General features: G+C 37.9%; 10 protein-coding genes. 5 read left to right on the top strand and 5 right to left on the bottom strand.

Annotated elements, in window-relative coordinates:
- Nucleotides 1-516 precede the first annotated feature (516 nt).
- On the top strand, nucleotides 517-1,476 hold the full coding sequence (locus DUT68_RS17335; RefSeq protein ID WP_113639498.1) for a hypothetical protein: 960 nt from the start codon (nucleotides 517-519) through the stop codon (nucleotides 1,474-1,476).
- Here DUT68_RS17335 and DUT68_RS17340 read toward each other — a convergent pair.
- Together DUT68_RS17340 and DUT68_RS17345 are read right to left on the bottom strand one after the other, a co-directional pair.
- The gene (locus DUT68_RS17340) at nucleotides 1,459-2,079 is read right to left on the bottom strand and encodes a rhomboid family intramembrane serine protease (RefSeq protein WP_113639499.1); all 621 of its coding nucleotides are present in this window, start codon (nucleotides 2,077-2,079) and stop codon (nucleotides 1,459-1,461) included. The genes DUT68_RS17335 and DUT68_RS17340 overlap by 18 nt on opposite strands.
- A gap of 32 nt (nucleotides 2,080-2,111) precedes the next feature.
- The gene (locus tag DUT68_RS17345; protein WP_113639500.1) at nucleotides 2,112-3,392 is read right to left on the bottom strand and encodes a glycosyltransferase; all 1,281 of its coding nucleotides are present in this window, start codon (nucleotides 3,390-3,392) and stop codon (nucleotides 2,112-2,114) included.
- A gap of 132 nt (nucleotides 3,393-3,524) precedes the next feature.
- Between DUT68_RS17345 and DUT68_RS17350 the strand changes: the two genes are divergently transcribed.
- Together DUT68_RS17350 and DUT68_RS17355 are read left to right on the top strand one after the other, a co-directional pair.
- Nucleotides 3,525-6,707, top strand: a complete 3,183-nt coding sequence (locus DUT68_RS17350) for a S41 family peptidase (protein WP_237088370.1) — start codon at nucleotides 3,525-3,527, stop codon at nucleotides 6,705-6,707.
- A gap of 109 nt (nucleotides 6,708-6,816) precedes the next feature.
- Nucleotides 6,817-7,569 carry a class I SAM-dependent methyltransferase gene (locus DUT68_RS17355; protein ID WP_113639501.1) on the top strand — a complete coding sequence of 251 codons (753 nt, stop codon included), beginning with the start codon at nucleotides 6,817-6,819 and terminating at the stop codon, nucleotides 7,567-7,569.
- On the opposite strand, the gene DUT68_RS17360 is transcribed toward DUT68_RS17355, so the two are convergent.
- The 3 genes from DUT68_RS17360 to DUT68_RS17370 form a co-directional block, all read right to left on the bottom strand.
- Nucleotides 7,562-8,461 (bottom strand): glycosyltransferase, encoded by a 900-nt coding sequence (locus tag DUT68_RS17360; protein ID WP_113639502.1) that lies wholly within the window; start codon nucleotides 8,459-8,461, stop codon nucleotides 7,562-7,564. The two genes, DUT68_RS17355 and DUT68_RS17360, sit on opposite strands and share 8 nt — an antisense overlap.
- A 479-nt stretch (nucleotides 8,462-8,940) precedes the next feature.
- Nucleotides 8,941-9,351 (bottom strand): GxxExxY protein, encoded by a 411-nt coding sequence (locus DUT68_RS17365; protein ID WP_113639503.1) that lies wholly within the window; start codon nucleotides 9,349-9,351, stop codon nucleotides 8,941-8,943.
- 53 nt (nucleotides 9,352-9,404) lie between these two features.
- Nucleotides 9,405-10,166 (bottom strand): class I SAM-dependent methyltransferase, encoded by a 762-nt coding sequence (locus DUT68_RS17370; RefSeq protein ID WP_113639504.1) that lies wholly within the window; start codon nucleotides 10,164-10,166, stop codon nucleotides 9,405-9,407.
- A 169-nt stretch (nucleotides 10,167-10,335) separates the two neighbouring features.
- Here DUT68_RS17370 and DUT68_RS17375 point away from each other — a divergent pair, with 169 nt between their 5' ends.
- Together DUT68_RS17375 and DUT68_RS17380 are read left to right on the top strand one after the other, a co-directional pair.
- Nucleotides 10,336-11,619 carry a hypothetical protein gene (locus tag DUT68_RS17375; protein ID WP_113639505.1) on the top strand — a complete coding sequence of 428 codons (1,284 nt, stop codon included), beginning with the start codon at nucleotides 10,336-10,338 and terminating at the stop codon, nucleotides 11,617-11,619.
- Nucleotides 11,620-11,659: 40 nt separating this feature from the next.
- Nucleotides 11,660-12,337, top strand: coding sequence for an FkbM family methyltransferase (locus DUT68_RS17380; RefSeq protein ID WP_198659625.1), 678 nt, complete (start codon nucleotides 11,660-11,662; stop codon nucleotides 12,335-12,337).
- Nucleotides 12,338-12,340 lie beyond the last annotated feature (3 nt).

A 12,340-nucleotide genomic window follows, 5' to 3' on the forward strand; every position in this document is an offset into this window, starting at 1 on the left:
AAAATCAACTTTGCGCACTTTGCGTGTCTTTTATTTTACTTTGCGGTTAATTTCTTTTGTCGCAAAGGTTTTTGGAGTATTCGCAAAGTCTTTCTACAGAATAGTAAAAAGCAGTTCGCTAGGCGCTATATTCTTCTAGTTATCTTAGTTAGGAAATGCAATCTCCTTTAGAAAACCAACTTTCCGCACTTTTCGTGGTTCTTATTTTTCTTTGCGGTTAATTTCTTTTTGTCGCAAAGGTTTTGGAGCATTCGCAAAGAACGCAAAGGCTTTCTACAGAATAGTAAAAAGCAGTTCGCTAGGCACCGCATTCTTCTAGTTATGTTAGGAAAAGCAATCTTTTTTGAAAAATCAACTTTGCGCACTTTGCGTGTCTTTTATTTTACTTTGCGGTTAATTTCTTTTTGTCGCAAAAATTTTGGAGTATTCGCAAGGAACGCAAAGGCTTTCTAAAACAAACTCGTTGCGTTAATTATGACAATTAAATAATTCTAATTATCTGTAATATTGCAGCAAATGAATCATAGCCTTTATAATCCCTTCAAAACCTTTGATTTTAGGAACGAAAAATGCTTTTTAAGTGGTAACAGTGCGCAGCCGTTAGCTATCCGAGTACTTCCAAATTGGCTCATCGAGATGGCTGGCTTAACTGGGCAGGAGCAAATCAAGCTGTTGGACGAAAGCATTAGAACTTACGAAAGTTTGGTTGTTCCAGTAAGCTCGGAAGTTTATGCTAGCGCCATCTTACCATTGGAACAAACAATAGAAGCTGCTTTTGAAAAAGGCTATGAAGGCGTTTCTGCTTTGCCAGAGTTAGCATTATTTCAGTGGATTGGCAAATTAATGTACAGCTTTTTGTATATCGAAATGCAAGGCGCCATCCGCTTAAAACAACTTAGCGGTGATGGCATGAACATGTCGCAAGGCTTGATGCATAAATTCGGAAATCTGCACTTAATGTTGCAGAGCATCTATCGTGAGGTGGAGTTTGAAAATTTCCAACCATGGTCTATCAAGGTAGTGTCGTTGGAAAATGCGGAAACTGGATTCAGCTTCAGAGATGAAATTAACACTTTAATCTTCTCGCTTAAATTTAAAGATTTTGGCATTGTAGCTTGCCTACAAGATAATGGCGCAAATAAAAGATATCATCAGCCACTGCTTAATACAATTGAAGGTAAAGCATTGAGCGACCAACAATTTGAGGAATTGGCCGCCCGTTTTTTCTATTCGGCTTACTTATTTAATCGCTTGCCGGAGTATAACGTAATTGAAGCTAATGGCGTAGCCTACATTGATCCTATGCCATTAAGAGGCATACAAAACAAGCCTATTTTTGACGAATGGCAGCATAAAACCTATGGGCAGGTGCTCGAAAATTTTTGGAAGCCTTACGGGTTAACTTTATTCGAAATCATTAAAAACCCGCAGGCGCCAATGAGTTTTTTTGAAGAGCCTTTATTGCCAGATGCTTGATAATTGCCCAATAAAATGAGGGACGATACCTGGTACTAAAATCACAGTTAAAATTAATCCAGCTAATGCGCCGAAAAAGTGGGCATCGTGGTTAATGCCATCCCTCGCATTTTTGGACATATACATGCAGTAGGCTAAATAAAGCACGCCAAACAAAATTGCATGCATTGGGATAAACATTACGCCGATCATGCTTAGAGGGGCGAAAAGGATGTAGCTAAAAAGTACGGCACTGATAGCTCCCGAAGCGCCTAAACTACCATAGCCTAAATCATGCTTATGGCGCATTGCTGTAGGGATATCACTTACTACTAAAGAAACGAAATATAACACGGCAAACTGCCAATGCCCAACGGCGGCCTCTAATTGGAATGCGAAAAAATAAAAGGTGAACATGTTAAAAAACAGGTGCATCCAATCTGCATGAATTAATCCGCTGGTGATAAACGTATACAGCTTTTTGCCCCTGGCCACGCTGTAGGGATGCAACATAAATTTGCCGTACAACTGGTTATCATTAAAAGCGTAGATGCTGGTAATAATGGTGAAAACAAAAATTATTGAGGCTACAGGAGCGGCGTTCCAATATTCTAAAATCGTCATTGAGGTCAATTTTTTTTTAAGTAGTAATTAAATTATTTTGGCATATCGTCCAACAATTTCAAATACACGGCTAAATGTTGCTCGGCCACAACCGTTGGCGAAAAGTGGGTTAAAATGCTGCGGCGTGCTTCCTTCTGCACTTCTTCTTTTTGTTCATGCAGAAAAAGCCATTCAATACCATCGGCAAGGTCGCTGGCATCTTCATACTTGGCAAGGTAACCGTTTTGCAAATGCTTCACCATATCGGGTATGCCACCGGTGGTGAATGCTATTACCGGAGTTGCACAAGCTAAGCTTTCCATCACCGTATTAGGAAGGTTGTCCTCTAATGATGGCGTAATAAAAGCATCAGCCGCAGCATAACATTTGGCTAAATGCTCATCTTTATTAATGGTTCCTAAAAAAGTGGTTTTAAATGGAAATTTCGGCACGTTTTCTTCATCCTTATTGCCAAAAATTACCAGCTCAATTTGATCTTTAGGAATTTCTGGTCTGCGGGAAAGCTCAAACAAAGCATCAACTAAAAACTGTGTCCCTTTATGTTTGTCGTTTTTTGAAGGCATAAAACCGCTCATGATCACGAACTTTTCGGGCGCTATTTTCAGTATTTTTTTGGCCTCACTTTTCACATAAGGTTTAAATACATCTACTTCAATCGTGTTAGGGATTACATTTACCTTTCTTAAACCCAATAAACTGCTTTCTTTTACTGATTGTGCCATCCAATGGCTTGGTGCTACCACGTGAAAATTTACTTGCGAATAGGCTTTTTGCTTGCGCTTCCAAGTTTGGTGAGAGATATCTTTTGGGCCGCTCATTTTCAGCAAAGGGCAGTTACCACATTGCCGATGGAAATTTTCGCAGCTGTAACGTACGTGACAACCTCCCGTAAAAGCGTTGCTATCATGAAAAGTCCAAACAATAGGTTTGTCTAAATCCGCCAATTCGGCTAAAAATTTAGGGTTTAAAAAACCGTGGTTTACCCAATGGATATGAATTACATCAGCTTCCTTAACCAACTTGTTTTTAACTACACTTTTACCAAACCACTGCAAGGAAAACGGCGTTTTTACAGCTTTAGCAAAGGCTTTTGATAGATAGCGCTCGGCCATAATGTTAAACACGGCTTTGGCCTTTGCGAATGGACTTTTGCTGAGGTTGGTGATGTTGGGGTTATTGCCAAATTGATAGTAAACCAATACTTTCGAATCCACGCCAATTGCGTTCAAGGCATCGCTTAAACGTAAGCAGGCTCTTCCAGCACCGCCATTACCATCGTATGTGTTAAGGTGTACAATTTTCAAAGCAATCAAAAATACATTTTATTGTTTAGGTTTGTAAAAACGTAGCAGAATTTAACTAACTATTTAAAAATAAAATCGTCTTATTTAGTTGCGCTTTTCTAATTTAAGCCTAACTATTTAATTGATTAATCTGTATTAAAAATGAAGATAAAAGTTTTTTTTGGTCGCTTGGCCATGGGCTTTTTGTTGCTGCCATCTTTGGCGAAGGCTCAAAATCAAACCTATTTTGCAAGTTATCCAGCCTTATCTCCTGATGCGCAAACCATTGTGTTCAGTTATGATGGGGATATATGGAAAGTACCGACCAAAGGCGGTTTAGCCTCAAGAATTACGGCGATGCAGGGAGAAGAAATCAATCCTAAAATTTCACCTGATGGCAAGTGGCTAGCTTTTTCTTCAAATCAATACGGTAATTTTGATGTGTATTTAATGCCAATGGCTGGTGGCGAAATTAAGCAGCTAACTTTTAATGAAGCCACCGATGAGGTAGATAATTGGAGCTGGGATTCAAAAACAATTTACTTTACCTCAGGGCGATATAACAATTACTCCAGCTATAAAGTGGGCATTAATGGTGGTACAGCGGTGCGTTTGTTTGATAATTACTTTAACACTACACACAACATCGCCGAAGCTCCAGACGGTAGCTTGTTTTTTAACGATACTTGGGAGAGTAGAAACTTTGCTAACAGAAAGCATTACAAAGGGGCTTTTAATCCAGATATCCAATCGTACAACCCAAAAACTAAATCTTACAAACGCTATACAGCATATTTAGGTAAAGATTTTTGGACAAGCATCGATCAAAAGGGGAATATCTACTTTGTTTCTGATGAGCTAAATAACGAATATAACCTTTACACCTTTACTAACGGGAAGAAAACCGCATTGACCAAATTTGACACTTCAATTAAGCGTCCTTTTGTTTCGGCCAACGGTAGCACCATCGTTTTTGAAAAGGATTATCAGCTGTTTGTTTATGATGTTGCTTCGAAAAAGGCAGAGAAAGTAAATATCAGCTCCTTTAGAAATCAGGTGTTAACCAAAGAACAAGAGTATGAAGTGAAGGCCAATATTTCGAATTTTGATGTATCGCCTGATGGCAAAAAAATAGCATTTGTTTCCAGAGGCGATTTATTTGTGAGCGACGCTGAAGGGAAATTCATTCGCCAAATTAGCACCAATGTTGGTGGTGTTTTCGAACGTGTAATGGAGTTAAAGTGGCTATCGGACAATAAAACCATTCTTTTCAATCAAACTGTGGATGGCTACCAAAATTGGTTTACGGTGGTTGGCGATGGTAAATCGGTAGCTAAACAAATCACTAAAGACAAGGCGAACAATCACGATATTTCTTTCAATAAAACTAAAACTCAGGCAGTTTATTTAAGCGGTCGTAACCAATTGCGCTTAATGGACTTGAAAACATTGCAAAGCAAAACTGTAGTTACCGATGAGTTTTGGGCAATTCAAAATTCGGCACCAAGCTTTTCTCCAAACGATCAGTATGTGCTTTTTACGGCCTATCGTAATTTTGAACAGGACATTTTTGTTCACGACATTAAGGCAAACAAAACCATAAATTTAACCAATACAGGTGTTACAGAAGCTAGCCCGGTGTGGTCGTCGGATGGTAAGTACATTTATTTTACTAGCAATAGAACCAAGCCTTCTTATCCTTTTGGTATGCAGGATGCCCACGTTTATCGCATGGCTTTGGATTTTTACGATGCGCCTTACAAAGCTGATAAATTTGATGAGTTGTTTAAGGAAAACACACCTGCAACACCAGTTACCGCACCTGCAAAAGACGTTAAACAAGCCGATACAGCAAAAAAGAAAGCGGTTACGCCACCTAGCCCTAAACTAATTACCATCAATACAGATAGGATTTTGGATAGGGTAGAAACTGTTAGTCCGCTTTACGGCACACAGTACTTAATTGATGTTTTTGCCAAAGGCGATAAAACTTATGTCATTTATGCATCCAGCCATGAAGGGATGCCAATGAGCACCTACAGAACGATCATAGAGCCATTTGAAGCTAACAAGACTGAAAAAATAGCGCCTGGTACGTTGAGTACGGTAGAGTCGGCAGGCAAGTATTTTGCCTTGGTGCGTGGTGCAATTAATAAATACAATGTTGAAGCCAATAAGCTTGATGCCATTGAGCACAGCTATAAATTTAGCAGGAACCTAAATGCTGAATTTACCCAAATGTTTTATGAAACCTGGGTTGGTTTGGATGAGAATTTTTATGATGATGATTTTCATGGCGTAGATTGGAACAACATGAAAAACCGATATGCTGCTTATTTGCCTTACGTGAACAACAGGTCTGATTTGAGGATTTTGCTAAACGACATGCTGGGCGAACTTAATTCATCGCACATGGGTTTTAACAGTTTTGGTGCCGAAGAACGTAAAAACATGAACTATGTGACTAACGAAACAGGTTTGATATTCAACAATGAGCGACCTTACAAAGTAGAAAGTATCGTTGCCCGTAGTAGTGCATCATTGCTTGGCGGTAAAGTTGCCATAGGCGATGTTTTAACTCACGTAAATGGTATTAAAGTAGATCAAACGGTGGATAGAGAATATTATTTCAGTAAGCCATCGCTTGATAAAGAAATGAGTTTGACTTTTTCCCGTAATGGTAAATCATTCGATGTAAACATCCATCCTCAAAGTGCTGCTACACTTAAAATGAACTTGTATGATGAGTGGATAGCCAACAACAGGAAAAACGTAGAGAATTGGGGCAAAAATCGAATTGCTTATTCTTACATGAAAAATATGAGCACCGGCGAATTGCAGAGCTTTTTGCTAGATATGGTAGAGCAAGAGAACAACAAGGATGGCATCATTTTAGATTTACGTTACAACACCGGCGGTAATGTGCATGATGAGGTGCTGAAGTTTTTATCGCAGCGCCCTTATTTGAAATGGAAATATCGTGGCGGTACACTTACTACACAAAGTAATTTTGCGCCTGCAGTGAAACCTATTGTGTTATTGATCAACGAACAGTCTTTAAGTGATGCAGAGATGACTGCAGCCGGATTTAAGCAGCTTAAACTCGGGAAAATTATTGGTACGGAAACTTATCGTTGGATTATCTTCACTTCGGCAAAGGGTTTGGTTGATGGTTCCTCTTATCGCTTGCCATCTTGGGGTTGCTATACAATGGATGGCAAAAATTTGGAAAAAGAAGGCGTGGCGCCTGATATCTTCATAAAAAACACATTTGAAGATAGATTGGCCGGTAAAGATCCTCAGCTGGAGCGTGCCGTAGCCGAAATCATGAAAGAACTGAAATAACTAATTGAGCAATAAAATAAACTTACGAAGTTTAGAACGGCGAAGCCCTCAACTTTGCCGTTGAAACAATAATAGTTAAGGTTAAACTTCGTAAGTTTACCCCTGCAAAATGGACAACTTATTAACCGACAGAAATTTTTGGGTCAATTATTGGGAAAGCAAAACGGGGCTTTCCGTAGCTATCCCAGCCAACTATTTATTTCACCAACAGCTAAGCAACATCGTTAAAAGCAATAATGTGAAAAGCGCAATTGAACTGGGAGGATTTCCTGGTTATTACGCAGTTTTTTTAAGGAAGTACTTGAAGTTGGATGTGACTTTACTTGATTATTTTGTTCACCAGCCCATTACGCACCAGCTTTTAAAAACCAATAATTTACAAAGTGATGATATCCACATCATTGAGACGGATTTGTTCAATTACACGCCAGAGAAACAGTATGATTTAGTGCTAAGCTGCGGGTTAATTGAGCATTTTAACGATACAGCAGATATCATTAATAGACATATCGCTTTTTTAAAACCCGGCGGAACTTTATTTATTACACTGCCAAATTTTAAGGCGTTAAATGGCTGGTTTCAAAAAAACTTTGATCGTGAAAATTACGATAAGCATAATATCAATTGCATGGATCCTGCGTTATTAAAAACCATTGTGGAAAATGCAGGGTTACAGGTAAAACAAGCAGGCTACTTCGGAAAATTTAGCTTGTGGTTAGAAAATGAAAAAGAGAAATCTGCCAGTGTAAAACTGTTCAAGAAAACTACTTGGCTGGTGGGTAAGGTGCTTACAAAAATATTCCCTTTCGAGTCAAGGCAATTATCGCCTTACATTATTATTGAAGCGAAAAAAGTTAGCTAAAGCGTTGTTTAAGGTAACGTTTAACCCTATCCCATAAATTACCTTTTCTATTGGCTAAAAAGGCTTTAATGGCCTGATAAGCTTCTTTGTTTTCCGTTATTTCTGTTGGAAATTGTGTAATTGGTTTCGGATTAATGATGACGTTGTAGATATCGTTAATGCCTGAGTGTACGCCTGTGCCATCGTGGCCAATGTTGTTCACTAAGGATTGCGATGGGTTTAAGGTTAATCCGCCACGTAAAAAGATGGAGGCGTACCAACGAATGGCCCAAGAGTTGTTTTTGCCCTTCTTAAAGTCTTGCATTTGCTTCCAGAAGTTCATGGTGCCTTCAATAGCAAATTGGTTTATTTTCTGCCTATCAAATTGAGCAATTAACTTATCAATATTAGGTTCGAAATGTTGCCAAGCGCTTTGCCAAGTGGCCCATCCCCAGCTTGTTGCAGCTCTGTAGAAGAAGCTTTCAGGCAGGTTGCTATCTTTTAAATGATACATGTAAGCGCCAATGTGCATTACTTTGTCGTCATTTCGATAACGGTTTAGTGCCTCATTAAAGTAGGTTAGCGTGTGTGGCGATGAAACCAAGTCATCCTCAAATACAATCACCTGCCCATAATTGTTGTTGAGTTGCGTTACACCTTCAATTACCGAATTTGCCAAGCCTTTATTGGTTTTGCTTTCAATAACTTTAACTGATTTGAAACCATCTACCGTTTTAATGAAGTTGCGCACCTCATTTACCTGCTCTTCGTCTGAGTTGTTCTTTGGACCATCGGAGAAAATATAAAGCCGACTATCCGGAGCTAGAAGATTTTGCTGTAAGAACTTAATAGTACGCTCAGTGTGCTTCGGACGGTTATAAACAAATAAGGCGATAGGAGCTAAGGCTTGCATTGGGCAAAAATACGTTAATAAACGAGATGGAGGGAAATTTTATGATGATTAAAACCATGTAAGGCACATAAGTTCATTGAAGGCTCCTGCATTTTCCACTTTTTAGATAGGACATGTTAATAGTTAAACCATATAAGGCATATAAGTTCATTTAAGGAAATCTGCATTTTCACTTTTTGATAGGACACGTTATTACTTAAACGATGTAAGTCATATAAATCATTGGAAAAACTTCTATGCTCTTACATGCCTTATATGGTAAGTTAAAAACATTTAAAATAATTTCATTGAAGGCTACTCGTTTAAGCCATATAAAACATATAAGTTCATTCAAGGAAACCTGCATTTTCCACTTTTTGATAGGACACGTTATTATTTAAACGATGTAAGTCATATAAATCATTAGAAAAAAACTTCTATGCTCTTACATGCCTTATATGGTAAATTAAAACCATATACCATAATATGGCGAAAAAAAATCAAAATAACTCTTCGAAGAACTCATTTACATATGTCTTTTGCCCTTCTGAATAAATATGTGTGCAATTGAAGTTCAGCATTAGGCCCATAGGCTTGCGGAGCAATTTCATATACGTAAGTAATTGCGCTTTGTGAATGGGAAGTACAGTCTCCACGGCTTTTAACTCAACCACCAGCATATCTTCGATGATGAAATCACAACGCAGCGAAGCATCGATTTCTGCGCCTTTGTAATAAATGGGCAAATTTACCTCACTTTTAAAGTTGATTTCTCGCAACGAAAGCTCATGTGCGAAACAGCGATGATAAATGTTTTCTAATAATCCTGGGCCTAAGGCCTTGTGCACTTCAATAGCTGCACCATTTACCTGGTAAACCAAGTCTTTAAGGTATTCTCTTTGCGTCATCATAGGAGGGATGTTTCTCCTAAAATACAAAACTCAACGCATTGATTTACGTAGTGCTAGAAAATCTTTACTTCCTCATCTGTCTTTTTTACTAAAACGGTATAGGCATTTGCTAAATCTTCTTGTTTCTTTTTACCAAACAGCTTACCAATTGTAATTTTGAGCATATACTCAAGCTTCACCTTTAAAGATTTAATCGGGCTTTTTTTAATGTTTCTGTTGATGTAATCGTTGAACAAAGTAACCTCAGGAGTAATTATCGAAGTTTGATCAGCTATGATAGCAAGTCCTTCACTTTTCAGCAAAAAACGAAGTGAAGTTGGGGTATACATGTTAATATGTCCGTAAGCTAAAAAGTGATTAATACGCTCATCCACGCCAAATTTATAGTCTCTAGGCACTTCAATTACAAGATGTTTAGCTACGCGTTTAAGCTCTCTAATTAGTAGCCTTTCATGCTCCACATGTTCTAATACATGAGCTAGGATAATCAAGTCGAAACTGTCATCGGGATAAGGAATAGTGTATCCATCAAAAACTTGTACCTCTTTTACGCTTTTTAATTTCCTTTCTTTAATTTTTTCAACACCGGAAGCTGCAATTTCTAAGGCGTAAATTTCTGGAGCAAAGGCATATTGATCTAAAAAATGCAGTATGCTACCATCGCCAGCACCTACTTCAAGTACTTTTTGGGGCTTCATGCTTTTGCAAACGTTGATGATGTTCTGTGCCTTATATTTAGCACCCAGCATGCGCCAAGCTACATCATTATCAGTGTAGAAATTTTGATAAGCTTTTTGGAAATCGGTGTTTAACATATTTGTAAATATAACAACTATCTCAAAATTGTGACGCTTCCGGCATCCCTAGTTTTTTGATTTGCAGATTAACCGTAGGGTTTTTACTGTGGGATTATTTAATTTGGTGATGTTAATGTGGTAAGAAATAAAATTAGCATTAATTACATTTCTTAATTATATTTGGTTTATGAAAACAAAATTAACTCTCTCTCTATCTATCCTATTGATTTTTATTTTTTTTGCTGGATGTAAAAAAGAGCCTATCAATAGTGATACCGATCAAAACAATAACTTGTCTAGGGATAAGGATATTTCAGCGCTAAGTTCAACATCACCATACATAGTTGGCATCGATTTCGGGCCTGATAATATTGTGTACTATTGGGAATCGTCAAACGTAGTTACCAAGGGCTGGGCTGATCAAATTTGCGGTACATTTTCGGAATATTTTATTGATGGCAATCATGCAGACGTTCTTTCGGTAGCAACTGCAAGTGATGGAAGAGGCTACGTTTGGTATAGTGATGGTACAGTCTCGGCCGGAGATAACTACATATGGATGAGAGATTATATCGTTTCACAACCTTTTGCTCTTCCGAGTGGAAAAAGCCCTTCAGACATTGTAGGGATAGCGGTTGATAAAAATACCGACTACTGCTATGCTTTTTACGACGATGGTACGTATTCGGTTGGCTCTCCTACCGACTTAGCAGCATATTCAGGAATTCAAAGTTATCTAATAGCTCCAGGCGAAACTTATGCTAACATTGTAGACGTAGCATATTCGAATAATAACGGTATGTTCTACGTTTGGTATAACGACGATAAACTGTCTGCAGGTACGGAATCTGATTTAAATGCCTACATCCCTTTAAAAGATATGAGAGCTGGTTGCGGGTCAATAATGTCGCCAATGGCCGGTATTGATATTGGATCTGATGATGGAGTTTATTTTTGGAGAACAGATGGTCAAGTAAGTAAAGGTGTTTCCACAAATCCTACCGGTTTTACTACGTCTTATGTGCTTCCTTTTGGAAAGAGCATGAGTCAGGTGGTAGATATGGGAATTTCAATTAGTGGAAAAGGCTATGTATGGTATAAAGATGGAACAATGTCTGTAGGATATGGACTATATAATTTTGGAGATTTTGTTTCGCCCAAGCCTTATGTACTACCGTATGGAAAAAGTCCCTCAAATATTGTAGGCATTGCTATTAGAAGAACTGATGACCATTGTTTCGCATTTTATGATGATGGCACTTTTTCCGAAGGAAACTCTACAGATTTGGGCGCATATGCTGGCCTACAAAGTTATGCTATTTCACCTCACGAGGAATACTACAGCATTAAAGATATTGGAATTGCGCCATCATCTGGTAAATTTTATGTTTGGTTTGCAGACGATAAGATGTCCGTTGGCAGTCAATACAACTTAAATGATTTTATTCCACTTAAGCCAATGCAGCAATAAAATTTGCTAATATTGCAATTCAAAACAGATATTTATAAAATTGAATAAAAACTTAAAAAGCATTTTTCAGAAGTTATTTTATTATCTACAATATAGCAAATCATACTCTCAAGATGGTGAGGATATGATTTTGAAAGCGCTTTTCGAATCAAAAAAAGGTTACAAGGGTTTTTTTGTGGATGTTGGTGCGCATCACCCAGTTAGGTTTTCTAATACCAAATATTTTTACGACAGAGGTTGGAAAGGCATCAATATAGAGCCTACACCTAACGCAATTAAGGCGTTTAAGCTATTTCGAAAGAGAGATATCAACCTGAATATAGGAATTGGTACAACTGAAGGTAGCCTCACTTTTTATTGCTTTAATGAGCCTGCATTAAACAGCTTTTCGAAAGAGGTGTCCGAAAAGATACATCAAAGCGGCGGAAAATATCGGATAATTAAAGAAGAGAAAATTGAAGTGCTGCCTTTGTCAAAAGTATTTGATAAGTATTTGCCAAAAGGTCAAACAATAGATTTTATCTCTATCGATGTTGAAGGTTTAGATTACAACGTGCTTTTGTCAAATGATTGGGAAAAATATCAGCCTCAGATAATTTTAGTGGAAGAAAATGTGAACGTAGATGAACTAGGGAATTCTCCAATATACCAATTCTTAAAATCTAAAGGTTATAGTTTCTTCGCTAAAACTTTAAGAACCTGCATCTACAAAAAGTAAAGC

This window comes from Pedobacter zeaxanthinifaciens (assembly GCF_003313335.1).
In the GTDB taxonomy this organism is placed as follows: domain Bacteria; phylum Bacteroidota; class Bacteroidia; order Sphingobacteriales; family Sphingobacteriaceae; genus Pedobacter; species Pedobacter zeaxanthinifaciens.

What these genes read in the sequence shown, in the direction of transcription:
- DUT68_RS17335 (WP_113639498.1), top strand. Translation starts at nt 517, where the DNA reads ATGAATCATAGCCTTTATAATCCCTTCAAAACCTTTGATTTTAGGAAC.
- DUT68_RS17340 (WP_113639499.1), bottom strand. Translation starts at nt 2,079, where the DNA reads ATGACGATTTTAGAATATTGGAACGCCGCTCCTGTAGCCTCAATAATT.
- DUT68_RS17365 (WP_113639503.1), bottom strand. Translation starts at nt 9,351, where the DNA reads ATGATGACGCAAAGAGAATACCTTAAAGACTTGGTTTACCAGGTAAAT.
- DUT68_RS17350 (WP_237088370.1), top strand. Translation starts at nt 3,525, where the DNA reads ATGAAGATAAAAGTTTTTTTTGGTCGCTTGGCCATGGGCTTTTTGTTG.
- DUT68_RS17375 (WP_113639505.1), top strand. Translation starts at nt 10,336, where the DNA reads ATGAAAACAAAATTAACTCTCTCTCTATCTATCCTATTGATTTTTATT.
- DUT68_RS17370 (WP_113639504.1), bottom strand. Translation starts at nt 10,166, where the DNA reads ATGTTAAACACCGATTTCCAAAAAGCTTATCAAAATTTCTACACTGAT.
- DUT68_RS17360 (WP_113639502.1), bottom strand. Translation starts at nt 8,461, where the DNA reads ATGCAAGCCTTAGCTCCTATCGCCTTATTTGTTTATAACCGTCCGAAG.
- DUT68_RS17355 (WP_113639501.1), top strand. Translation starts at nt 6,817, where the DNA reads ATGGACAACTTATTAACCGACAGAAATTTTTGGGTCAATTATTGGGAA.